This window comes from Sphingobacterium sp. 2149 (assembly GCF_031455655.1).
Lineage (GTDB): Bacteria > Bacteroidota > Bacteroidia > Sphingobacteriales > Sphingobacteriaceae > Sphingobacterium.
Genome location: NZ_JAVDTD010000004.1, coordinates 117,992 through 141,088, shown reverse-complemented (window position 1 = coordinate 141,088; position 23,097 = coordinate 117,992). Strand labels below are relative to the sequence as shown.

Sequence of the window (23,097 nt, the reverse complement as noted above, 5' to 3'; positions counted from 1 at the left end):
TTGTTTTGTAACATTTTAAATTTCTGTCAATGAATTGACTTAACCAGGGATTTGAAAAAAAATGGGACAGAAATTGAGCTATTTACTTGGTAGTAAGTTTTCAGGATAGATTTTAATCACTATAGGCAACCAGGCCACTTTGCTTGCTATTTGCGAGGTGGAGAATCGGGATTAATCGCTTAACGTCAGCATCCATTTCTAATCCCTTATCGGAAATAAGTTGAAGAATCTGTTTAGTCATAACGGTATCGAGCCTGAAGTCCGTATGATAGTCAAACTGCTGAGCAATTATTCCTTTTTGCTGAAGTCTGTTGAAAGTTTTGAAGTCGAGTTGTCCAGCAAATTCTAGCCCTATCTTTTCGGGGAAATCTGGTTTCATCTGATAATCCGCTATTGTGTAAAAGTCTAACATATCAGTATTTTTTATTTTTCCAACCCGACCGACTTATATATCGAGCGTTAAGGTATTAAAACAACAAAAGCTAATCGAAAGATTAGCTTTTGTTTGTGATCCCGCTGGGATTCGAACCCAGGACCCATACATTAAAAGTGTATTGCTCTACCAGCTGAGCTACGGAATCGTACTTCGTTTTAGAACTATTGTTCGTTGTTTGAAGTGATGCAAAAGTAGGGCTTTAATCCTATTCCTGCAAATGTTTTTGGCTTAAAATCACGTTTAAACAGATAATAACCTGATTTTAAGTCGAAAAAATTAATAGTTTTCCAAATCCATGATTTCTTCTGCCAACTGTTCCCAGCTTTCCTGAAATTGTATCAATAATGCTTTCGCCGAGTTATATGAGCGCGTAGTGTCCTGTAATTTAGCGGCATCCGAATAAACCGCTTCATCGGCAAGCTTTGACTCTAATGTTTTGACCAAAATTTCCTGTTCTTCTATTTTTTGTTCAAATGATGTGAGTTCTTTATTCTTTTTGCTCAATAAACGCGTTTTATCTTCCGTAAGCGGTTGCTTTTCTTTCTTTGCTTTCGGTTCTTCCTTGGCTTTCTTCTCCGTCTTACCTTCAGGTTTGACAATCCGTTTTGCCGCCCATTCTTCATATTCCTGGTATGTACCGGGGTACTCTTTGATTTGTTTATCTTCTATGTACCAGATTTTATTCGCGACATTATCCAAGAAATAACGGTCGTGGGATACGACAATAAATGTGCCTTCGTATTGTTGTAAAGCCTGGATCAGAATGTTGACCGACTGCATATCCAAATGGTTGGTAGGCTCATCGAGTGCCAAGAAGTTGGCATCTGCCGTTAATGCTTTAGCAAGCGCCACACGTGATTTCTCGCCTCCAGAAAGGACTTTAATTTTCTTGAAGGCATCATCACCTGTAAAAAGAAAACAGCCTAGGATAGAACGTAATTCAGTCTCTGTATGTTTTGGTGCAAAGGCTTGTAATTCTGCAAGGATGGAATTCTCTAGGTGTAAGGCCTCAAGCTGGTGTTGCGCAAAAAATGTTTGCGACACATTATGGCCTTGCTCTGCCTTTCCTTCAAACTCGTGATCCGCGTCAGCCACAATGCGTAATAGTGTCGATTTACCTTTACCATTGGCACCAATCAAAGCGATTTTATCACCCTTTTCAATAATTGCTGAGGTGTTTTTTAATATCTCTAGGTTAGGGTAGGACTTGGAGATATTTTCCAAAGTAACGACATGGCGACCTGAAGGTTTTGAAAATTTAAAACTAAAGTTTACCGTTGGATTATCATCATCCACGTCGTCAATTCTTTCTAAGCGATCCAAAGCCTTGATGCGTGACTGAGCCATTTTTGCTTTCGATGCCTTGGCTCGAAAGCGCTCAATTAAGCGTTCTTCCTGTTTTATTTTTGCCTGTTGGTTTTTGAATTGATTAGCCTGAAGTTCATTTCGTAGTTCTTTTTCTTCAAGGTAAAAACTGTAGTTACCTGCATAAAGTGTTAATTTCCCTTTACGCGATTCGACCGTTTTCTTGATGATACGGTCTAGAAAATATCTATCATGGGAAACAATCACAATGGCACCATCGAACGCCTGAAGATAGTTTTCAAGCCATTTAATCGACGGTAAGTCCATGTGGTTGGTAGGCTCATCAAGCAATAAAATATCCGGAGTCTGTAAAAGGATACGGGCTAGCATGACCCGCATTCGCCAACCCCCGGAGAACGTAGCTAGCGGTCTTTTTTGCTCTGCTTCAGAAAAGCCAAGACCCGCTAGAATTTCATGAGCTTTAAATTCAATGTTATACCCATCTAGCGCTTCGAATTCTACCTGTTTATCACTCAATTTATTCAGAATATCATCGGAGTAGTCTGTTTCTAATTTACTAAGTAACTCTTCGATTTCGGTATGTAATTGATTTTGGCGTTCGAAAGCTTCCATTGCAACATGCAAAATGCTTTTGTCAGAATGGTAAGATAATAAATCCTGGTTTAAATAGCCAATCTTCAGATCTTTCGCCATAGAAATCGATCCTGATGTCGGTGTGTATTGACCTACAATAAGCCGAAGCAAAGTAGATTTACCTGTACCATTAGCGCCGATCAGGCCAACTTTATCTCCTGGTTTGATATGCCAGTTTGCTTCATCATATAGGGCGCGAGATCCTATTTCAAATGTTAAATTATTTATTGATATCATTTCAACTGCAAAAGTACAAAAGTAATGAATATTTCTTCTTGTTTGAGTAACTTTGCGATTATGTATAAATTAGTCAAGCCTATATTCTTTACAATGAATCCCGAGACGGCTCACCACAAAGTGACCGGAGGATTAAATGTTTTCTCAAAAATTTGGGGTGCAAAACAACTATTGAATGCTTTTTTTACAGTCGAAGATCCACGTTTGGAGCGCGAAGTTTTTGGGTTGAAGTTTAAAAACGCCGTAGGTCTTGCAGCAGGATTTGATAAAAATGCGGAGTATATCGCTGATATGGCTAATTTGGGATTTGGTTTTATTGAAATTGGAACAGTAACTCCTAAACCGCAACCCGGTAATGATAAACCTAGAATGTTTCGTCTGGTACCGGATGAGGCCCTGATCAATAGGATGGGATTCAACAATCAGGGGGCTGATGTCGCTGCGAATAGATTAAAAAACTTGACAGATCGTCAGGGGTTATTGATTGGAGGGAATATCGGGAAGAATAAACTTACGCCTAATGAAGACGCAGTCAATGATTATATCTATTGTTTCAATGCACTATTTGACCATGTGGATTATTTTGTCGTAAACGTCAGTTCTCCCAACACGCCTGGTCTACGCGATTTACAGGAAAAGGAACCGCTAAAACACATCCTGAACACCTTGCAGGAATTGAATAACAACAAATTAACTCCGAAGCCTATTCTACTTAAAATCGCTCCCGATTTAACAAACAGTCAATTGGATGATATCGTGGAGATTGTTATGGAAACGCAGATTGCTGGCGTTATTGCAACCAATACCACCGTCTCAAGAGATGGATTAAAGAGTGCAACGGCATTAACAAAGGAAGCGGGTGGAGTGAGCGGACGTCCTTTGACCAAAAGATCTACGGAAGTTATTCGATACCTAAGTCAAAAATCGAATAAGGCTTTTCCAATTATTGGTGTTGGTGGGATTCATTCGGCTAAAGACGCAATTGAAAAATTAGATGCAGGTGCTAGCCTTGTTCAGGTTTACACGGGCTTTATTTATGAAGGACCTGGTTTGATCGCCAATATTTGTAAGGGTATATTGCAGACAGGAAGGTAATAATGACGATGGCAGCTGATTTTGATCTGAAAGATTTTTTGGATAAGAAAGTTGAGGAATATAACCAACCTAATTTTATACCCAATGACCCGATAGTTATTCCACATCAATTTTCTGCCAAGCAGGATATTGAGATCATGGGTTTCCTGGCTTCAATTATGGCTTGGGGCCAAAGGAAGACGATCATCAATAAATGCAAGGAGCTTATTGATCGAATGGATGGTTCACCGTACGACTATATTATGAATCATCAAGAGCAAGATCTAAAAAGTTTGCTGGGGTTTAAACACCGTACATTTAATGACACGGATATTCTTTACTTCATTGAATTCTTCAAATATCATTATGGTCATTTTGAATCTTTAGAAGATGCTTTTCTGGTAGGACAGGAGCACAATAAGCGTATTGATGTGGAACTGGCGCTTAATGCATTTAAAATGTATTTTTTTTCACTGCCGGACTATCCCTATCGCACACGTAAGCATATAAGTAGCCCAGCACAGAAATCTACCGTTAAAAGGATTAATATGTTTTTACGTTGGATGGTTAGGCAGGATGACAAAGGCGTGGATTTTGGTATCTGGAAGCGCCTTTCACCAAAAGATCTGATCTGCCCTTGTGATGTTCATGTGGAGCGTGTAGCGCGAAAATTTGGTTTGATTACACTTGATAAAGTCAATTGGAAGACAGCGCAGGAGTTAACAGCAAACTTACGTTTACTTGATCCTTCGGATCCCGTCAAATATGATTTTGCCTTATTTGGTCTGGGAGTAGAAAGGGAGCTATAATAAGAAAGCCTGTATTTAATACAGGCTTTCTTATTATATGCCACTTCTCATCAAATAAATCAGAATAGCTGTCTTTCATCAGTATAGCGGACAGCAGTTCATTTAGGGGAAAGACTTTTCATTTAAATGATCGATCTTAATCAGTAAATCAACCAATCGATTGGAATAACCAAATTCATTATCGTACCAACCCACCACTTTGACCAAGCCCCCAACAATAGAAGTGAGTTGAGCATCAAAAACACAGGAATATGGGTTATTGATAATATCAACTGAAACGATTGGATCCTCTGTGTAATACAGCACTTCCTTCAATTCATTTTCGGCTGCCCATCGAAAGGCCTTATTAATTTCTTCAACTGTGGTGTGTTTTTCAAGGGTGCAAGTAAAGTCCGTTAATGATCCATTTAGTACGGGTACACGTATTCCAGCGCCGCCGAGCTTATTCTGTAAATGGGGAAAAACGTTGGTGATTGCTTTAGCCGCACCTGTTGTTGTTGGAATGATTGCAGATGACGCTGCTCGCGCTCTCCGTAAATCTTTATGTGGTGCGTCATGAAGATTTTGATCACCCGTCATGGAGTGCACCGTGGTAATATAGCCATCTTTTATGCCCCAATGGTCATCTAAAATTTTTACTAAGGGAGCAACATTATTGGTCGTGCAAGAGGCATTGGATAAAATGGATGCCGAAAGATCGATAGTCCGATCATTGATGCCGAGTACCACTGTCGGAATATCCTTGTCTTGTGCCGGTGCTGAGATAATTACTTTTTTTGCACCTGCTTCTAAATGTAAAGCTGACTTGGCACGTGTCGTAAAATGCCCTGTTGATTCTATCACAACATCGATACCTAATTCTCTCCACGGTAGCGTCGAAGGATCTTTTTGATTGGTAACAAGGATAGCTTTGCCATTGATAATGATGTGATTTTCATCGTGAGACACAGTGCCGTAAAAAGGGCCGTGCACCGAATCATATTTAAATAAATGGGCAAGCGTCTTTGTATCTGTCAAATCATTTATTGCAATGATTTTTAGCTCATCAGAAGCTCCGCGAAGAAAAATATTACGCAATGTATTTCTGCCGATACGACCGAATCCGTTGATTGCTATGTTGAGCATTTCAGATTATTTATGAAATTGGCTTATTGCTTCGTTGATATTTTTTTCGCCCTCCCAATGTGCTTTCAGCTTTCCATCCGCTCCATAAACATAATTCGCTGGGAATTGTGTCGGCACATGGATTTTTTGAATAAACGTCTGGTCTTTATCGATCAATACTTCAACATTCGATGCTTTGGATAATTTTGGAGCAAAACTGTCAAAAAAGCCCAATACTAACGCCGGGTCATTCATGGAGATATAATAGATATTTACATCTTTTAAACGATCCATGTTTTTTTCTAACTCGATAGCCTCATGCTGACAGTGGCTACAGCCTGGATCAAAAAGAATAAATACGGTATTCTTGTCTTTGGCGACATTCTCGTTTGTAACTCTTATCCCGGAGCGAAGTTGATAAAAAGTAAAATTAGGGAGAATTGCAGCTGGTTCGGAAGATTGGGTAGGGGCCGTCTGCCCGTGATCATGTCCCGCATGGTCATGATTTTCTGAAGCAGCCTCTTGTGTAGGCATTGTTGTACCGTCAGTTTTTGTTTTATTGTTATCGCCACATGAGTAAAGGATTCCAGCCATGAATACCGCTGTTACTCCTAAAACTATTTTTTTGTTCATAGATTACATTTGCTTTTAAATCAGTATCAATGATTTGATCTTTTCTTTCGTTTGCATCCAATATTAGATTTTTAAATAAAATCAGCGATACTCCAATACATTAACGAACCAAAACTATGAAAAAAAGCGGATTTTATACCTTACAATTTCATTTATGACAGTTTACTGGATATCGAGTTTGATCGTTAGATAGACTTCGATAGATACACTGCGATCCGCCTAGCCTTGCTTATTCGATGATATCTGGTTTCTCGCCTACGGACTTAGGTTCTATTAAGGACGTTGACTGAATAATTTCTGGTGCGCTTTTTCCGAATTCGATACTGTAAACTTTGAGAAGTACGCCAACACAGGATAGAATTAAAGGACCAAATATTAATCCCAGCATACCGAACAGATTTAACCCAAGTAAGACACCAAATACCGTAATTAGGGGGTGTACATCACCCAGCTTTTTTAAAATGGTAAAGCGGAGAACATTATCTATACTTCCTATAATAATGATTCCATACAAAGCAAGACCTATAGCACTTCCGGATTGCCCATTGGCGAGTAGAAATAGTGCAGCTGGTAAATAGACCACCATTGTTCCCAAAATCGGTATTATCGTGGAGACAGCCGTTAATATTCCTAAGAAAATAGGACTTTCCAACCCAAAAAACCAATAGCCAAGCCCGGCAACAATACCTTGACACATGGCTAAAATTGGAATACCAATAGCGTTGGATTTGACCATCATATCGAATTCTTTCCATAACTCAGCCTTACTAGCTTTGGTAAACGGAATGGCGTGATAAATAGTTTCTTCCAGCTTCTTGCTGCTTACAAGCATAAAATAAAGTACAAATAATGCAACCAGTAAGTTGACTCCAACCTCTGCGACGGAATTAAGGATGTTGGGGATAAATTTAGCTGCTCGCTGGAGTGTTTGCATCAATGCAGAATCTGAAAGGTCAATATTACTGAAGTAGGGACTGGATTTTAAATAGCTCTTTACAGAATCGAATTTCTGCATCAGTTCGTCTTTGTTGCTAATGACCTCTGTAACCTGGGGTACCATGTAGTTGATTAGCAGATAAAGTGGGCCAACCAAAAAGACAATTGTCAGTAAGATTAAGAGAATACTTGCCGCCGACTTATTCCATCTTTTTTCTTCCGTAAGCTTATAGTTGATTTTTCTAAATAGAATGTACAGCGTTATCGCTCCTAAAAAACCGGGTAAATAATAAAATAAGCTCGTAAAGATCAATATGCATATCGCTAGGATGATAAGGATAAGCATAATTTGATTAATGGAGTTATTGTTGATTTGTTTATATTTCATATAGTTGACAAATATACTGTCTTTGACCTATTTTATCGTATGACAATATTTCTTTAGAAAAGTTTTACAATGTTAAATTAAACTTCTTTTTTTCAAATCTTAGTTTTGGTTGTGCGGCATAAGAATCTCTCTTAAGATAGTCAGGATATCATAGTGCTTGATAAATAGCATGGACTGCGGAATGTGCGGGGAATCGGAACCGCTTCCAGATTGGAAATTATTGCTGTTCGTCTTGCTTCCCTTATGAAAAAAAGGATGAGACCCTTTTCCTTTTTTGCTGTTTGAAAATAAGCCCATAATCTTTGTATATTAGTTATTGCGGCCTTTCTGTAACGGATATGACCGCAATAACTAATATACAAAATAACTTTTGATCTTAATTAATAAAAATTTGACTACCGCGCTCTTCATCTTTTTCTATGGAAAGGGATATCGGAATTCGTTCTTTAAGCTCCTCAACATGGGAAATGATCCCTACAATACGATTTTCGCGGCGTAGCTCTAACAGGGTTTCAAACACAATATTGACTGAAGCGGTGTCTTGTGTCCCAAAACCTTCATCAATAAAGAAAAAGTTTTTGCTCGCGCTCGTACTCGACTGTACGCTTTCCGCGAGCGCGAGCGCCAAGCTTAGCGATACTTGAAAAGCCTGGCCGCCGGATAAGGTTTTTACACTACGGCTCTTCCCTTCATTCAAATAATCTATAATCTCAAACTCATTGTTTTCGTTGATCTGTAGACTAAGTTGATTTCGTGTCATACGGTGAAAACGAATATTGGCGTGGCCGCACAATTGACGTAGATAAATTGAAGAAACATACTGTACAAAACCGGCACCTTTAAATAGATTGAAAAGCTGTTTCAAATTTTCATTACGGACGTTTAGCTTCATTTGTTGCTGCAGAAGCGTCTCTTTTTTAGCGTAAGCAATCATCAATTGGTTGAGTTCCTGCCTCAGCTTGGCAACATTTTCAGTACTTTCTTTCAATTGTCGAGCGCTTTCCTCCAGCGCCTTTTCTTGTTCAATAAAGATTGTTTCTTCATAAACTTGACCAGCAAGCTTGTGTTCCAGTTGAGCAATTTGCGCCTTTACAGTTTCAAAATCAATTTGAAACTGCTCCAGCTCAAGTCGGATTTGCTGTACGGGTAAGTTTTGTGCAAGTATATGCTTAACCTCCTCGATAGCGTTAAACGGCGAGGCTAAAAGATGCTGCTGCAACGTGCCGTCAACTTCCAGAATTTCACTTTTAATTGTTTGAAGTCGTTCCGAGATGGCATTCACCACGCTATTTTGCCCTGCGAATTGACTGTTTAACTCGCTTAACTTATCGTTTATCGCAACAAACTCTTTTTCTACCGTAATATTTGAGTTTTTGATCGTGTTGTATTCTTCTTCGACAGTTTGGGCGTCTTTCGATTGGTAATCGAACCAGCTGAGCAGTTTTAAATTTCCAATATTTTGATTGATCTGTGCTTGCTTGCTTACTTCGTCGCGTTCAAATTGCCCCAGGGCCTTGTTGTATTTCTCCAGATTTTCCTCTACAGAAGCTAAAGCAGTCTGATAATCTGCAAGCTGATTTTCGAGGGCCTGGATTAGGGTTTCAATTTTGGAAAGCTCCTGTTTTTTGGAAGCATAGATGGATTCATCTGTGCTGCTGTAGCCTGTCCATACAAATTCATTGAAATGCACTATTTTTATGGACTTATGCAATTGAATTTTCGTATTCAGCTCGTGTTTTTGATCTGTCAAGGATTGCAAACGAAGAACAAGTTTGTCCACTTGGAATTTTTGATCCTGTTTTAGTTTTAGGAGTTCAGTCGTGTCGGTCATTAATTTTTCATGAGCAAGGATTTCTAGCGAAATATCCTGCCCATGGTTGACCATGGGATGTTCAATTGCACCACATAGGGGGCAAGGCGACCCTTCTTTCAAATTTTTAGCATATTGTGTTAGCCGTTGCTGTAAAAGCAGATGGGCCCTTTCATCCTGTAGCTTATTGAGCTTTTGTTCCAATTCCTGAACAACATGGGCATGGGTTGATTGAAATTCTTCCAGGTTGCCGCTGAAATTTTGTAATTCTCGTCTAATTTCGCTGGCATTGTTTTCTAAATCGACCAATTGCTTATTAAGATCGTTTTCTTGTTGTTGTATCCCCTGTTGTCTAGTATACCATTGGCCTAATTCCATCAATTCATGCGGCGAAGGTTTAGCACGCTTTAAATTCGAAATTTCACTTTCAGTTCCCAGGATTTTTGCTTTATAATGTATTTGTTGTTTTTTCGCTTCTTCGACAAAATGGCGCCCTTTCTCTGCGCGATCTTGCAAGCCTTTAATTTCATTGGAAAAGGTAATCAATTGCTGTATTAATTCAAGATCTAATTCCTGAATACGACGTTGCGGTAGTAGTTCATACCCCGGTTTTAATATATTTAAACGAGATTGATGCTCCTGTATAAGCTGTTGTATTTCTGTTTTTTTTACTTCTTCGTTCGCCAATTTTCTTTGCGTTGATCCCTTTTCAAGATCTAATTTTTCTTTGGACTTGAGACTGTGTAAAAATTTGGTCTGGGCCTCCTCAAACTGATTTAATTGTAGCCTTAAATTCTCCTTTTGTCCTTTCTGTTCAAGTAATTCTTCGTAACGTAATTTCGTCCGGTTCAATTCAAGGAAATCCGCTTTAAGTTTTTGGAGCTGCATGAATTTTTCATGCTGTAATTTATGCGAAGATTCTATGGACGCGAAAGATTGAAGTTCAGCCTGTAACTTTTCGCTGGTGGCTGTTACAAGGTCTGAAGTGATCTCTTCAAATCCCGACAATTGACCGTTCAAGTGATCTAATTCGGATTGATTTTTCTTATATAACGTAGAAACTTTATCCTGTAGGTCAAACCGATGCAATTGAAAAATCTCTTTCATCATATCTGTGCGTTCCCTGGCGCCAAGTTCTATAAATTCTTTGAATTGTCCTTGTGGAATGATGATTGTTCTTTTGAAGTTTTCATAGCTTAGTCCTATTATTTGTTGTGTATTACTGCTTTCTAATGGAACCCATGTTTCATTTAATTTCTCATAGAGCACGACGGTTGGCGATTTTACGTCATCGAAGTTTTTGGAGTTGCGTTTAAATTCGCGAGTAACTTTAAATGTGCGTTCTTCAAAATTGACAAAATCAAGCTCTATATATGACTTATTTGACTTGAGATTCATCATGTTATATCCACGTTTGTCGCGTGCATTCAAACGTTCTGTTTCCCCATATAACGCATAAGTAATAGCTTCTAATATAGACGATTTACCAGAGCCCACTGCGCCGAAAATACCAAAAAGTCCAGCTTCGGAAAGTGCGGTAAAATCGATCGTCTGGCGATCCTGATAGGAATAGATGCCCTCTAGTGTTAGCTTTAATGGAATCATGTAATTAAGAATTTAAAATTTCGCGAAATAGATCAATGAGATCGTCGTTGGGTGCCTGGTTGGCATTTTTGGATTTGAAATAATCTTGAAACAATACAGATATGTCTTGCTTAAGATTGATTTCTTTGGTGTCTATAAATTCGCTATCCCGCTCTTTAACCACTGGGATCAAATAGATTATCCCTGAATGTGCCTGATAGATCCGCTTGCGATCTTCCGCTTTCAAAAAGGTGTCGGATTTAAATGTCAATTCTACCAAAGCGTCTGGATTTTCTTCTAGCCAGGAAATGCAACTTTCAATATCCTCAAATGTTTTTCTAAATAATGGCTTACCTTGTGTGAGTGGGATTGGGGTTACGGCGGCCTGTGTATCGGGCGATACATCGACTAGTGCTACAAATTTGGTTTGTCCAGCTTCTGAAAAGCTATAGCATAGGGGAGATGATGCGTAGATGACTGGTTTCTCTAGAGAACCTATATTTTGATAACCGTGTAGATGTCCTAATGCGGTATATTGGACTTGTTCCGGAATAGCTTGTGAATAGATCAAGTCTGCATTTCCTATTTTGACCGGCTTTTCACCATCCGGCTCTTCCAAAAGTGGACGACCTAACTTATTCATATAAAGATGGGCAATGAGGATGTTAATGCCTTTTTCATCGCAATAGGTATCGGCAATTTTTTTCCATTCGGAAGACAAAACCTCATTTAGCTTACTTTCTTTATCTTCACCTAAGTATTGTTTTAAGCGGATCTCATTCGCGTAAGCGGTATGAAGGATTCGAATCGGATGCTCATAGTGAGGTAATTTTAAGACGATAATGCCTTTGTCTGCATGTACGACAGCGAAGCCTTCCGTAGCAAAAGGAGAGACGACGGCGCGCGGATGGCCGATTAAGATGATACCGGATGCCCTTGCCAACGGATCGGGTGCATCAACCAAATGTGGTGAATCGTGATTGCCAGCAATAGCAATTACAGGACGCATACCATCCTTGCTAAGACGTTTGATTGTTCTATAGAACAGCTCAATTGCTTCGACTCCCGGGTTAAAAGCATCGAATAGATCTCCGGCGATCACAACTAGGTCGGCATTTTCCTGATCGGCAATCTGAACGATCTCATCCATTACCAGGGTCTGTTCGTCTATTCGAGAGAAACTTTCCAGTCGTTTTCCAAGGTGCCAATCGGCGGTATGTAATATTTTCATGTGAGAGCTTCGATTTGCGTCAACAGTTACAAACTAAGATAAATTTGATCTGAAATGCAATTATAATTGGATGGAATCGTATAAATTACTGCTCATTCCTTACTATAGATTTAGCTTCGTAGTGGTAGCTTTGTAAAATACAGCCTGCTTAAAATGTTAAAATTTGTTAAATACGGGTCTGAAAAACCATTTAATTGTATTTTTAATGTTCCAGATTAAGCTAAATTTTATATACATAACGTATGCGAAAAGTTTATTTATACCTATGTGTTTTCTTTATGCTACTGATGCGTGTAAATGCGCAGGATGTACAGGCGATTAGAGGAGAAACGACGTATCCCTTTTTATTGAAAAATTCCGGGCTAGATTCTTCCACCACTGAGAAGCAACCTGTTTTTGTATTTTTGCATGGGAGGAGTCTTTCTGGGACAAATTTGGATCGTGTAAAGCGCTATGGTGTACTGTATGCTATCAATAAGGGCCAGGAAGTTCCAGGGATTATTGTTGCGCCACAGTCAAAGGGCGGCTGGGATGCAGATAAAGTAATGGAAATTGTGGATTATGTCATCGGACATTATAATGCTGACCCGGACCGTATTTATGTGTGTGGCATGAGTATGGGGGCCTACGGTACTATGGATGTGGCTGGAAAATATCCGGAAAGGGTAGCGGCAGCGGTGGCCATATGTGGTGGTGGATCCAGTCAGTATGCGTCCAATTTGACTCAGGTTCCTATTTGGTTGCACCATGGTACAGCCGATCGGGCAGTGCCAATTTCGGAATCTAAAAAGATTATGCGGGCTATAAAAAAAGAGGATCCAGATGCTAATGTGAGTTTGAATGTAATAAAAGGAGGTACACATGGGAGTGTAGAGCGATTATTTCACGACGATGCAATTTACAATTGGATGTTGAAATTTAGGAAAAGGCATAAGTCTTAAAAGATTTTGTCAACCGGCATAACGGCTTTGAATAATAAAAAAACCTGATGAATCATCATCAGGTTTTTTTTATTAGCCTTCATTGTTAAACATAGACTGTCTTTTATGAAACTGGGCCATCAGAATATTCGGTTGATGGATCAAGTGGGTTTTGCTTAAATATTCAGCGTTATCTGCGTAGATAAACAATAATGTGCCATCTTTGATGGTATTAATGATAGGGGCTGCAAATTCTCTCGGTACGGCAGGGCAGCCATAACTTTTTCCGAGTCTACCTAAACTCGCTATTGTTCCATTGCTACAATAATCTGCACCATGCATTACGACATATCTCGCTTTGGCATTATCATTTATGCCTTTCTCAAGACCATTTAGCACCAATGAATAGCCATTCTCACCATTGTAAGTATTTTCAGTCGTAAAGAAACCTAAGGAACTTTTGAGTGATTCCTGTTGATTCGAAAAATTTACCGCGTAATTCTCGCCGCTATTTTTGCCATGCGAAACTAACGTATTAAACAGTACCTTTTTCTGCGCAAGGTCTAATACTACTAGCCTCTTTTCAGTGGATGCCAGCGAGAAATCGATGACCGTCATAATATCTTTGTTGTGGATAGGAAGAGCTTTCCTGCCTTCCATTGCTTGACGAAACGCTTCGTATTGTAATACTTGCGCTAGGTTCATTTCATCGTATAAGGAATCAACTTCTGTGCGTTGACGTTCCACATTTATACGATGCTCGCTGGTTTCTTGCTGTGTTGTTTTTAATTCTTCCTGTGATGAAAGTGCTGTATTCAATGCCATCAAAAGAAACATAAACGTATTTCCCATTCTACTCCTTTTCTGTATAGATGTTTACAAAAGTAATAATTAAAATTAATACATATTTGATTTACAGAATGTTAAATATTGTTAATCGATAACTATGACGAGCGACGAAAAGTCTTTTGACCGTTTATAGACAAATTGAGCATGAGATGACGCATTTCTGACGCACATATGTGATTTTGGAATAGTTCCAAGACTTTCGCTATATTCGATGATATTGCCATTTGGGTTATTGACTGGAATACCGTGTATATATGCCCCAGCAGTAAACCGCGTGGCATAAGGCGCAAATCCACCATAAATTTTGGTTCCATCCTCGTAATAAAACATCTTTGATTTATGTTCTTGGACAACAAAGAGACCAGTAGGCGTTTCTTGAGCATGCGGAGGTTTATGTCGTCCACTGGTTGCTGGATTCATGCTTCTGACGAGCCATTCAATTCCAGCTTTTTCCAATGTACAGATATTTTGGTTTTTAATGTCTACGACTGTAACGAATTTAAATTCTATCGTATCGCGAATGATTTTAAGATAGCGCTTTGGTACACTGTATTTCCCTTCAAATGAAATACCTTCCACCGGAATCCTGTCTAGGCTGTCGGGGCCCTGAACACGGACGAGCCACCCATCGCGCCCATAACGCACCGCTTGATTGGTGTTAAGATCATAGAGTGGTGCGGCCTGATAACGCTCCACATTGAAGCTGTCGGAAACCCTTTTATAAGAATCCCGCTTGTAATCCGGAATTGTTGGCGCTTCACCTTTCTCATTTTGATAGTTTTGAAGTACAGCGTATAGCGAAGGAGTTTGTTGAAAATTCGTAACAAATGCTAAGCGCTCTTTAATTTTGTTCCATTGGAAAGTTCGTGTAGTATCTTTGTAAGGATAGGTATCTTCCAGGGTATATTTTTTATACTGTAGCTCTTTTTTGATAATTATATCTTCGTCTGTGATTAACTCTGCTTTTTTATTCAACTTTTCAGGCGCCTCTTTTTTTTGTTGCCTGTTGGGCGGCTGCGTCTTTGCTATATCCTTTTTACCCTGTTGGCATCCAGCTAAAAGGAAAATTAGACTTAGTACTAGACATGTTAATCTTGGACTCATATATGGATTTATAAACTATTGCTTTATGGTTTAAACTTAGATAAATTGTTGATGATTTGCAATTTTATTGTGGGTGAATAGGAACACTTTATGGGAAGACTGTCAACCATAGGTGTTTTTAAGAACGTAATGTGAACGAATGACATTGTCGTTTTTGGGTGATAATCGACCTGAATCTGTTCAAATGCTGACTTAATGAAAGTCAGATTAAAGAGATACATGTTTTTCATGAGCAATAAAAACGCTAGTTTTGTTAGTTGAAATACACGATATGGATAAAATTGTTATTTGTTCTGCGGCGATCCTCCATCCCAATGGTGATTTGTTGATGGTTCGGAAAAAGGGCTCCGCTTATTTCCAGTTACCCGGAGGTAAGGCAGCGCCTGAAGAGAATCAAGAGGAAACATTGATTCGTGAGCTTCGCGAAGAGCTACGATTCGATGTACGTGAAAACGATTTAGAATTTTTAGGTAGCCATACAGCACATGCTGTAAATGAGGTAAATACACTGGTAGAAGGTAATATTTACGTGATTAGATTGAAGGCGACTCAGTCTTTTGAAGCTTATGAAGAGCTGGTAGAGGTGGTTTGGATCAAACAGGACAATTGGCAAAGTTTTAAGCTAGCGCACCTGGCAGCAGAGTTTGTTGTTCCCCGTTGGCTGTCTGGAAAGCTGTAGATTTAAAAGAATGATGTAATCTTTAAATATCCATATTTTGGGATAGCAGTCTGGCTAAAATAAAAGAGCGGAGTTCCAGCTGAATTCCGCTCTTTTATTTGTTGATGAATATTCCTTCTAGAAACTATAGACGCAGGCTAATAGAAATTGTCCTGCAGATTTCGTTGGACTTAAATCATTTTTGATGAATCTTTCTGTACTTCCTTTGTCAATTCTAATCTCCGGGATAAATTTGAAGCCGTGATAACTATATTCTGCTGTTAATGTTGTAGCTAGAATATTAGCACTTGGGATACCATTTTCCTCTTCCTTATGTGTTTGGAAAAATTCTTCACGTAATCCTAATCCAAAATTTTCCGAAAAGTGAACTCTTGGATAGAGAGCGACGCCCGAATATCCGCCACCATCTCTCTTTTTATAATTGGTTGCATTTAAACCAAGGAAAAATTTGGGTGTGAAATCATAGTTAGCAACCAGGTCAACCAATGTTCCTGAACTATAATTTGCTTTTCCACCTGCTGAGGATCCGGTGAGAAAGTTAAGATAAAAGCTACTTTTATCATTGGGTGTATAAGCTAGCTGGGAGCCTACGTGCGACACACCGTTCATATCTTGGTAGACGTTCCAGTCGTTAAATATTCCGACCATTAGCGCCACCTTGTCGGAGAAACTATACGTTGCTTTCAGTCCCGCATCTTGAAAAGGTCCTGCACCAAAGAGATAAGATGTCGAATAATGAAAATTGTAGGTGGGAGATATCACTTCAAAGCCTACAAATGTTCCCATAAAACCTGCAGTAAGATTAAGTTTATCAGTGAGGTCGTAGCCTACGTAGAGATTTTGTATATGAAAGCTATTTTTATCATCGCCAGCTTGACCGTCCCCATTCATGATAGAGCGATATTGACCGCGAGGTCCAAAAGATAACTCGCCTACAAATGAAGCTTTTTTAAACTTCTTTTTAACAGCTAAATCCACCATTCCGATCGAAACGGAATTGTTGTCTTCTGTAAAATAGGTATTAATATTTGGTTTGTTTTGGAAGTCATATTTCCAATAGGTGTCAACGGATCCGGATATTTCGATTCCCTTTTCTTTGTTTTCTTCTTGTGATATCGCTGTATTTATAAGAAATACAGATAAAATTGCTGTTGTAAGAAGTTTTTTCATTTTTTTGGAGGTTTAAGTTTGATTTGTTTGGTGTTTTTGCTGAGTTGTTTTTCTAATTTCTCTTTTTTTTATACTTCTAAATTGATTTTTATAGATTAATAATGGTTTTTGTGTTTGTTATTGTGAAATTATGTAAAAAAAATCACAAAAAATAAATTATCATGGTATTTTTTTAATAAAAAGACTTTATATTTGATAAAAATCTAAATGATTATAGGTTTTTGTTTTGTTTTTGTATTTTTTCAACAATTTTATTAAAGTATTAATAAACACTAATCAGTTTAAACACATGAAAAAAATTATTCCACTTATTGTTCTAGTTCTTTTAGGAGTATTAGGACTTGTATTTCCTTCAATTGACTTGTCTGATTTAAATAAGGCAGAATTTGATACAGGGGATACAGCCTGGTTGTTAACTTCTTCTGCATTGGTGTTGATTATGACACCAGGACTTGCATTTTTTTATGGTGGTATGGTTAGCAAAAAAAATGTAATATCAACCATGATGCAAAGTTTTATCTGCATGTGCCTGATGACAATTCTTTGGGTCATCGTTGGTTTTAGCTTAGCTTTCGGTGACGATATCGGTGGTATTGTGGGTGATCCACGTACATTTTTTATGATGAAAGGTACATTGGGAAATGTTGCATGGGGAGCGCTACCAACCATACCTTTGGTTTTATTCGCTATGTTCCAGCTGAAATTTGCGATTATCACGCCAGCGCTAATCACTGGCGCTTTTGCAGAGCGTATTCGCTTCAATTCATTTATGCTATTTATTATTCTATTTAGCATTTTTATCTATATGCCATTGGCACACGCAACTTGGCATCCTGAAGGAATTTTAGCCAAATTTGGCGTTCTTGATTTCGCTGGCGGTACTGTTGTGCATATGTCGGCAGGCTGGGCGGCATTAGCGGCCGCGATCTACTTAAAAGGGCGCAAAATACAAGTTCATAATCCTGCACGTATCAGCTATGTGATATTGGGTACTGCTTTATTGTGGTTCGGCTGGTTTGGATTTAACGCGGGTTCTGCCGGAGGCGCAAATTCCTTAGCAGCTTATGCTTTTGCGACAACAACTACTGCCTCGGCTATGGCAGCTATGGCGTGGATATTTGTTGATATTATCCGCGGAAAGAAACCTTCAGCAATGGGTGCATGTATCGGTGCTGTGGTTGGGCTGGTAGCGATCACTCCTGCAGCCGGCTTTGTCAGTATCCCACACGCAATGATAATTGGCCTGGTTGGCGCGTTGGTCAGCAACCTTGTCGTTTATCTAAGAAGTAAAACAAGTATTGATGATACATTGGATGTATTCCCTTGTCACGGAGTAGGTGGTATGGTGGGTATGGTGCTTACAGGTGTATTTGCACATCATAACATCAACCCTGTGGTGGTAGACAACGGGCTGTTTTTTGGTGAAACCAAATTGTTCTTTGTCCATATGATCGCATTATTTGCCGTGTCCTTTTTTGCTTTCGTCGGCTCATTGGTTTTATTAAAAATTACTGACCTTATTGCCCCACTTCGTGTCGAAGAAACGGACGAAGAGCTTGGTTTGGATGTTACGCAGCACGCCGAAGCCTTGTAATTTAGATAAAGTAAACTGTTTATATGTTATCCCAAACAATCTTCTGCTTAGCAGCTGTATTGTTTGGGATATTTTTTGCACCTTTGCCAAGGTTACATAGCGGCTCAGATTAAGTATATCAAGCAAAAATTTTCTAAAAGTGAATGTATGAACACGGAGACCAAAGAAACATTGCGTTCTGATTTTGAAAAAATGATGCGTTATTGCATACAGACAAACGGAGATTTCGGATTCAATCTGTTTGGTGACTATGCGGTATCAGCGTTAAATTTCTACGTTGGGAGTTCTATTCTGACAATAAGTGAAAAGCATGAAGCAGCGTTGTTTTTGGCTAACCTTTACAATGCAGGAATCAGAAATGTAATAAGCCACAAAGACCTTCAAGAAATTGCAGACGTGATTGCACAGGACGCAACGTTAAATTACCAGTTGCTCGCTCCGATTTTTTAATTAATGTTTTGTCCATACAAGATCACCTGTCTTATAGCCACATTGAAGAGCATAGGTTAGAAACTCATTTCTAATTTTATCTGGAATATCGGTATCTCTGCCTAAAATCCACATATAATCGAGATTATCGCCGAAGATCAGGGCGTACTTGTAATCCGGTGTTATTTTGACAATGTTATAGCCACTGTAAAATGGGCCGAAGAACGATACCTTAAATGCTCCTTCATTCGGACTATTGACAAATTTGGCTTTTCCAATAGATTGTTTCCATCGTTCTTTCTCTTCGGAATATCCCTGGTTATTTACGCGGATCGTACCATTTTTATTCTTACTATATTCGGCGGAAACCTGACTTAAGCCAGTTTCCCAACGAAAGTCGAGCCGGGCTATTTCATACCACTTCCCGAGATATTTATCCAAATCGAATGGATCGACAACATCGGGCCGCGAAATGACAGGTTTAAGGGCATTGTATGCGACTGTTCCTAGTGCTACCGTGGCCAAAAGCAAGAGTGATTTTTTCTTATCCATATTCATTTTTTTCGAAATTATTTGTTAGTAAAACAACAATTTTAATACCAATAAGGTTTAGAGAAGCCAGGCTATTTTATTAATTTTGTTGACTTAAAAATTGTATTGGTGTATTCAAGGGAAGAGATAAAACAATTAAAACATTCGTTCTGGACGAAGTTTGGTCAATTTATGGCATTACATTTATCTGCGGATGGAGAAAAAGCAAATTGGATTAACTACAAAACAGGTGTTAAGCATTTGTATTTTAAAATGGATGCAGATAAAAATGAAGCGAGAATCGCGATACAGTGGTCGCAGCCGGATGCTGGTATCAGGGCATTGATGGCTGAGCAGTTTCTTCAGTTTAGAGCTTTACTGCATGATCTGCTCGGAGAAGAGTGGATTTGGGAGATGGATGGAAGAGATGAATATGGAAAGCCAATTGGTCAGATTTATACCACTATGCAAGGGCATAGTGTTTTTAGAGAAGCGGATTGGGCCGAACTTATTTCGTTTTTTAAGCCCCGAATGATTGCGCTGGATGAATTTTGGTCGTCCGCAAAATATGCGTTCGACTTATTTAAATAAATTTAATTTAACTATACAAAGATGGGGTTGATACCCATTCAAATCAACAGTTTAAAAACCGGCTAAATTGCGCTGGAAGTTGATTTGAGGGGAAAAACAGCATCATTTAAAACAACTATTCAATGAGAAAAATAATTAAGGGTTTGCTCGTGTTGACTTTGTGCTTTCAGCTTTCATCGGTATTTGCATGGGGAACGATCGGACATCGTGTGGTCGCTGAAATTGCAGAACGTCATTTGACTAAAAAAGCGAAAAAGAATATCGGAAAAATTATTGGTCAGCAAAAGCTTGCTTATTGGGCCAATTGGGGTGACTTCATTAAGTCGGATCCTAATCCCGAATTTAAAAAATTAGGCAATTCACATTTTATCAATTTAAATTCCAATTTACCATGGGCAGAGTTCCAGTTGGGGCTTGAAAATTCTGCCGATGAAAATTTGTATAAGACCGCTATCCGCATCGAACAGTCTTTCGCTGATAAGACTATCGCTATGGAACAGCAGAAGCAAAATCTTTATTTTTTGATCCATATCTTAGGGGATGCGCATCAACCCATGCATGTAAGCCGTGCTGAAGACCAGGGGGGAAATAAGATTGAAGTAAGCTGGTTCGGAAAAAAATCAAATATCCACCGTGTATGGGACAGTGATTTAGTGGATAACGAAAAATATAGCTATACGGAGTACGCAACAGTGCTCGATGTGAATAGTAAAGAGCGAAACCTACAATTGGCGGCTGGAGAACTTTCAAATTGGCTCTATGAATCCAATCAATTAGCGGAAAAAATATATGCTGATGTAGCAAATAATGCCAATTTATCCTATTCGTATGTTTATCAAAATAAAGATGTGATGGAACAATGTATGTTGAAAGGTGGCTTACGCCTGGCTAAAGTTTTAAATCGGATCTTTGGTTAAGATATCGCTTATAAGTTTTATAGAGAAAGGCTGTAGACTAAACGAAAATTACCAGTAGAAATCAGAATTGGATTCGGGCGACAGCTTTAACGTATTAATTCCAAAAAAGGAGACCAAAATCAGTTAGAATTTGGTCTTTTTTTATGTAAGCTCCATAAAACTTCAAAAATTATTTGTTATCAAGTTGATGAGATAGACTTTTAATACAGCTTCTTTTTTCTTGGTATATATTATCTTTTGAAGACCTAAAACGGTTTTTATGTTTAGGTTTAAACAATGCCCAAAGATCATTTGTTTTCTTCGTAATAAATCAAAGTTCGATGACTATTTCCCAATTGCTTAAAAAAATTGTTCCATTTGCCAAACCTTACAGGCGATTGATCTTTTACACCTTACTTTTGACTGTCGTAGGATCTTTTGCCGCGCAGATCAATGCTTTTATCTTGCGCTATACAGTCGATCGAATTAACGATTTGATGGTCGCCAAAGAGCCTTTGTCTAAGGGTATGTATATCGTTGGAATAATCAGTATCATTTTGCTGGTTAAAGAGATCATCTACACGATCGTTCAGTTTGGACAGAAATTTTATGGTGAGAAACTTCGTATCTATATCGCAAGGGATTTTTCTCAATCTATTGTCAATCGTATCTTGACGTATAAATTAGCCTTTTACACGTCCTCAGACAACGAAAGCGGCAAATTGGCCACTCGCATAGACGCTGGGATAAGTTCATTAACGCGGTTAGTACAGAATTTTTTTATTGATATTTTACCGTTATTTGCAAATGCGATTATTGCGCTTATCTGTATGTTTTACGCGAACGTATATGTAGGTTTGGTTGGGGTTGCTGTCATTCCCTTATACCTGTACATTGGGCAAACCCAAGCATCAAAACTGACCGGATTTAGACGGCAAATGCGGAAATATCGTGAATCCAAAAATAATCGAATTATTAGTTTGATCGATTCCATATTAGTGATCAAATCATTCGTTCGGGAACCTGAAGAGGCCAAGCGGCATGAAACGATCCAATACGAGATGACTGAAAATCAAATGGCAACTCGGAAAACTAGTTTTCTATATGATAGCATTAAGAATTTCGTCGAACAGATTGCCGTTGTTATTATTATTGTTTTAACATCCTATCTAGTGCTTTCGGGGCAGATCACTATTGGGGCAATCATGTTTCATATTATGTTGTTTAACAACGTTTCTGCGCCAATACGTCAGCTTCATCGCATTTATGACGAGGTCAATGATGCATTGATCTATTCGGAGTCTTTTTTTGAAATCCTAGAGTCCGATGAGCAGATCGAATCTAGAGGTGAATATAGACCTGAGCAGATCAGAGGGCATTTGGAACTTAGGAATGTGTTTTTTGAGTACCCAAACGGTACTGTCGCTTTGAAAGATGTAAGTTTCGATATCAGACCGAATGAAATTACAGCTTTGGTCGGTCTAAGTGGAGCCGGGAAGAGCACGATCATCAATTTATTGGATAAATTTTACGAACCTGCTGAAGGCCAAATTTTTTTGGATGGAGTGGATTTGGCGAAATATGATACCGCATTTCTTCGTCAACAAATTGGAATGGTATTGCAAAAAAATCACATTTTTAAGGGAACGATTTTGGAGAATATTGAATATGGAAAAATTGGGAGTTCAAAAGATGAGATTATGGAAGCCGCTAAGAAAGCCTATATTCATCAACAGATCATGGAGCTTCCAAAAGGTTATGATTCAGATGCGCAATCTTTATCCGGTGGTCAACAGCAACGGATAGCCATCGCACGGCTGTTCCTAAAAAATCCGCCGATTATCTTTTTGGACGAGCCAACGGCGAATTTAGATGCTATCGCTACCGAGCAGATTAAGAATAGTCTGGATGCCATAAAAAAGGATCGTACAGTAATCATTGTTTCTCATAGTATCTCTCAGATCATTGACTCCAATGCGATTGTTGTAATGGAAAAAGGTCGCGTCGCCGAAAAGGGCAAACACGAGGATCTTTATGCGCGTAAAGGCACGTATCACGCTATTTTTTCTGCCATGGCCAATAGTTTGAATCTGAGTAAAATAAGTAAGACATTGCATGGTGGCGGAAGATAAA

The 23,097-nt window shown here is 38.8% G+C and carries 21 protein-coding genes and 1 tRNA gene; 9 read left to right on the top strand and 13 right to left on the bottom strand.

All coding sequences use genetic code 11. From position 1 onward, the window contains the following. Nucleotides 1–112: 112 nt before the first annotated feature. The 3 genes from J2X77_RS07140 to J2X77_RS07130 all read right to left on the bottom strand — a co-directional run bounded on the left by J2X77_RS07140 (nt 113) and on the right by J2X77_RS07130 (nt 2,632). Nucleotides 113–412 carry a hypothetical protein gene (locus J2X77_RS07140; RefSeq protein WP_310079877.1) on the bottom strand — a complete coding sequence of 100 codons (300 nt, stop codon included), beginning with the start codon at nt 410–412 and terminating at the stop codon, nt 113–115. Between the two features lie 96 nt (nt 413–508). Further along, nucleotides 509–581, bottom strand: a tRNA-Lys gene (locus tag J2X77_RS07135). Nucleotides 582–712: 131 nt separating this feature from the next. After that, nucleotides 713–2,632, bottom strand: a complete 1,920-nt coding sequence (locus tag J2X77_RS07130; RefSeq protein ID WP_310079875.1) for an ABC-F family ATP-binding cassette domain-containing protein — start codon at nt 2,630–2,632, stop codon at nt 713–715. A gap of 60 nt (nt 2,633–2,692) precedes the next feature. On the opposite strand from J2X77_RS07130, the gene J2X77_RS07125 reads away from it, so the two are divergent. Both J2X77_RS07125 and J2X77_RS07120 read left to right on the top strand, forming a co-directional pair. After that, complete coding sequence (locus J2X77_RS07125) at nt 2,693–3,727, top strand: quinone-dependent dihydroorotate dehydrogenase (protein WP_310079873.1); 1,035 nt, start codon at nt 2,693–2,695, stop codon at nt 3,725–3,727. A gap of 2 nt (nt 3,728–3,729) precedes the next feature. Next, entirely contained in the window at nt 3,730–4,515 is a 786-nt protein-coding gene (locus J2X77_RS07120) for a TIGR02757 family protein (RefSeq protein ID WP_209579198.1), read from the top strand. 102 nt (nt 4,516–4,617) lie between these two features. Here the strand turns inward: J2X77_RS07120 and gap are convergent, their stop codons facing one another. The 6 genes from gap to J2X77_RS07090 form a co-directional block, all read right to left on the bottom strand. Next, entirely contained in the window at nt 4,618–5,640 is a 1,023-nt protein-coding gene (gene gap, locus J2X77_RS07115; RefSeq protein WP_209579199.1) for a type I glyceraldehyde-3-phosphate dehydrogenase, read from the bottom strand. A gap of 6 nt (nt 5,641–5,646) precedes the next feature. After that, nucleotides 5,647–6,252, bottom strand: coding sequence for a thioredoxin family protein (locus J2X77_RS07110; protein ID WP_209579200.1), 606 nt, complete (start codon nt 6,250–6,252; stop codon nt 5,647–5,649). A 229-nt stretch (nt 6,253–6,481) separates the two neighbouring features. Beyond that, the gene (locus tag J2X77_RS07105; RefSeq protein WP_209579201.1) at nt 6,482–7,576 is read right to left on the bottom strand and encodes an AI-2E family transporter; all 1,095 of its coding nucleotides are present in this window, start codon (nt 7,574–7,576) and stop codon (nt 6,482–6,484) included. Nucleotides 7,577–7,675: 99 nt separating this feature from the next. Beyond that, a complete protein-coding gene (locus tag J2X77_RS07100; protein ID WP_293886435.1) occupies nt 7,676–7,873 on the bottom strand; it encodes a hypothetical protein in 198 nt (65 codons plus the stop codon). A gap of 79 nt (nt 7,874–7,952) precedes the next feature. After that, nucleotides 7,953–10,991: an SMC family ATPase gene (locus tag J2X77_RS07095; protein WP_310079872.1), complete on the bottom strand. Its 3,039-nt coding sequence runs from the start codon at nt 10,989–10,991 to the stop codon at nt 7,953–7,955. Between the two features lie 4 nt (nt 10,992–10,995). Beyond that, on the bottom strand, nt 10,996–12,201 hold the full coding sequence (locus tag J2X77_RS07090; protein ID WP_310079871.1) for an exonuclease subunit SbcD: 1,206 nt from the start codon (nt 12,199–12,201) through the stop codon (nt 10,996–10,998). Between the two features lie 242 nt (nt 12,202–12,443). Between J2X77_RS07090 and J2X77_RS07085 the strand changes: the two genes are divergently transcribed. Further along, nucleotides 12,444–13,142: a prolyl oligopeptidase family serine peptidase gene (locus tag J2X77_RS07085; protein WP_209579204.1), complete on the top strand. Its 699-nt coding sequence runs from the start codon at nt 12,444–12,446 to the stop codon at nt 13,140–13,142. Between the two features lie 72 nt (nt 13,143–13,214). Here J2X77_RS07085 and J2X77_RS07080 read toward each other — a convergent pair whose 3' ends face one another. Next, nucleotides 13,215–13,973, bottom strand: coding sequence for a murein L,D-transpeptidase catalytic domain family protein (locus J2X77_RS07080; RefSeq protein ID WP_310079870.1), 759 nt, complete (start codon nt 13,971–13,973; stop codon nt 13,215–13,217). Between the two features lie 81 nt (nt 13,974–14,054). Further along, complete coding sequence (locus J2X77_RS07075) at nt 14,055–15,074, bottom strand: L,D-transpeptidase (RefSeq protein WP_310079869.1); 1,020 nt, start codon at nt 15,072–15,074, stop codon at nt 14,055–14,057. Nucleotides 15,075–15,345: 271 nt separating this feature from the next. On the opposite strand from J2X77_RS07075, the gene J2X77_RS07070 reads away from it, so the two are divergent. Continuing rightward, the gene (locus tag J2X77_RS07070; RefSeq protein ID WP_209579206.1) at nt 15,346–15,753 is read left to right on the top strand and encodes an NUDIX domain-containing protein; all 408 of its coding nucleotides are present in this window, start codon (nt 15,346–15,348) and stop codon (nt 15,751–15,753) included. A 117-nt stretch (nt 15,754–15,870) separates the two neighbouring features. On the opposite strand, the gene J2X77_RS07065 is transcribed toward J2X77_RS07070, so the two are convergent. Continuing rightward, complete coding sequence (locus J2X77_RS07065) at nt 15,871–16,923, bottom strand: porin (protein ID WP_209579207.1); 1,053 nt, start codon at nt 16,921–16,923, stop codon at nt 15,871–15,873. A 289-nt stretch (nt 16,924–17,212) separates the two neighbouring features. Here J2X77_RS07065 and J2X77_RS07060 point away from each other — a divergent pair, with 289 nt between their 5' ends. Next, nucleotides 17,213–18,517, top strand: coding sequence for an ammonium transporter (locus tag J2X77_RS07060; protein ID WP_209579208.1), 1,305 nt, complete (start codon nt 17,213–17,215; stop codon nt 18,515–18,517). 147 nt (nt 18,518–18,664) lie between these two features. After that, a complete protein-coding gene (locus J2X77_RS07055) occupies nt 18,665–18,967 on the top strand; it encodes a hypothetical protein (RefSeq protein WP_209579209.1) in 303 nt (100 codons plus the stop codon). On the opposite strand, the gene J2X77_RS07050 is transcribed toward J2X77_RS07055, so the two are convergent. Further along, on the bottom strand, nt 18,968–19,498 hold the full coding sequence (locus J2X77_RS07050) for a lipocalin family protein (RefSeq protein ID WP_310079865.1): 531 nt from the start codon (nt 19,496–19,498) through the stop codon (nt 18,968–18,970). It lies immediately after the preceding gene. Between the two features lie 108 nt (nt 19,499–19,606). Between J2X77_RS07050 and J2X77_RS07045 the strand changes: the two genes are divergently transcribed. The 3 genes from J2X77_RS07045 to J2X77_RS07035 all read left to right on the top strand — a co-directional run bounded on the left by J2X77_RS07045 (nt 19,607) and on the right by J2X77_RS07035 (nt 23,096). Then, on the top strand, nt 19,607–20,068 hold the full coding sequence (locus J2X77_RS07045; protein WP_209579211.1) for a DUF4268 domain-containing protein: 462 nt from the start codon (nt 19,607–19,609) through the stop codon (nt 20,066–20,068). Nucleotides 20,069–20,190: 122 nt separating this feature from the next. Beyond that, the gene (locus J2X77_RS07040; protein WP_209579212.1) at nt 20,191–20,985 is read left to right on the top strand and encodes a S1/P1 nuclease; all 795 of its coding nucleotides are present in this window, start codon (nt 20,191–20,193) and stop codon (nt 20,983–20,985) included. 320 nt (nt 20,986–21,305) lie between these two features. Beyond that, nucleotides 21,306–23,096 carry an ABC transporter ATP-binding protein gene (locus J2X77_RS07035; protein ID WP_209579213.1) on the top strand — a complete coding sequence of 597 codons (1,791 nt, stop codon included), beginning with the start codon at nt 21,306–21,308 and terminating at the stop codon, nt 23,094–23,096. Nucleotide 23,097: the final 1 nt, after the last annotated feature.

Coding starts and splice junctions, on each gene's coding strand:
- J2X77_RS07065 (WP_209579207.1), bottom strand. CDS start 16,923: ATGAAAAAACTTCTTACAACAGCAATTTTATCTGTATTTCTTATAAAT.
- J2X77_RS07080 (WP_310079870.1), bottom strand. CDS start 13,973: ATGGGAAATACGTTTATGTTTCTTTTGATGGCATTGAATACAGCACTT.
- J2X77_RS07090 (WP_310079871.1), bottom strand. CDS start 12,201: ATGAAAATATTACATACCGCCGATTGGCACCTTGGAAAACGACTGGAA.
- J2X77_RS07055 (WP_209579209.1), top strand. CDS start 18,665: ATGAACACGGAGACCAAAGAAACATTGCGTTCTGATTTTGAAAAAATG.
- J2X77_RS07070 (WP_209579206.1), top strand. CDS start 15,346: ATGGATAAAATTGTTATTTGTTCTGCGGCGATCCTCCATCCCAATGGT.
- J2X77_RS07140 (WP_310079877.1), bottom strand. CDS start 412: ATGTTAGACTTTTACACAATAGCGGATTATCAGATGAAACCAGATTTC.
- J2X77_RS07130 (WP_310079875.1), bottom strand. CDS start 2,632: ATGATATCAATAAATAATTTAACATTTGAAATAGGATCTCGCGCCCTA.
- J2X77_RS07110 (WP_209579200.1), bottom strand. CDS start 6,252: ATGAACAAAAAAATAGTTTTAGGAGTAACAGCGGTATTCATGGCTGGA.
- J2X77_RS07050 (WP_310079865.1), bottom strand. CDS start 19,498: ATGGATAAGAAAAAATCACTCTTGCTTTTGGCCACGGTAGCACTAGGA.
- J2X77_RS07060 (WP_209579208.1), top strand. CDS start 17,213: ATGAAAAAAATTATTCCACTTATTGTTCTAGTTCTTTTAGGAGTATTA.
- J2X77_RS07105 (WP_209579201.1), bottom strand. CDS start 7,576: ATGAAATATAAACAAATCAACAATAACTCCATTAATCAAATTATGCTT.
- J2X77_RS07120 (WP_209579198.1), top strand. CDS start 3,730: ATGACGATGGCAGCTGATTTTGATCTGAAAGATTTTTTGGATAAGAAA.
- J2X77_RS07075 (WP_310079869.1), bottom strand. CDS start 15,074: ATGAGTCCAAGATTAACATGTCTAGTACTAAGTCTAATTTTCCTTTTA.
- J2X77_RS07035 (WP_209579213.1), top strand. CDS start 21,306: ATGACTATTTCCCAATTGCTTAAAAAAATTGTTCCATTTGCCAAACCT.
- J2X77_RS07085 (WP_209579204.1), top strand. CDS start 12,444: ATGCGAAAAGTTTATTTATACCTATGTGTTTTCTTTATGCTACTGATG.
- J2X77_RS07040 (WP_209579212.1), top strand. CDS start 20,191: ATGAGAAAAATAATTAAGGGTTTGCTCGTGTTGACTTTGTGCTTTCAG.
- J2X77_RS07100 (WP_293886435.1), bottom strand. CDS start 7,873: ATGGGCTTATTTTCAAACAGCAAAAAAGGAAAAGGGTCTCATCCTTTT.
- gap (WP_209579199.1), bottom strand. CDS start 5,640: ATGCTCAACATAGCAATCAACGGATTCGGTCGTATCGGCAGAAATACA.
- J2X77_RS07095 (WP_310079872.1), bottom strand. CDS start 10,991: ATGATTCCATTAAAGCTAACACTAGAGGGCATCTATTCCTATCAGGAT.
- J2X77_RS07125 (WP_310079873.1), top strand. CDS start 2,693: ATGTATAAATTAGTCAAGCCTATATTCTTTACAATGAATCCCGAGACG.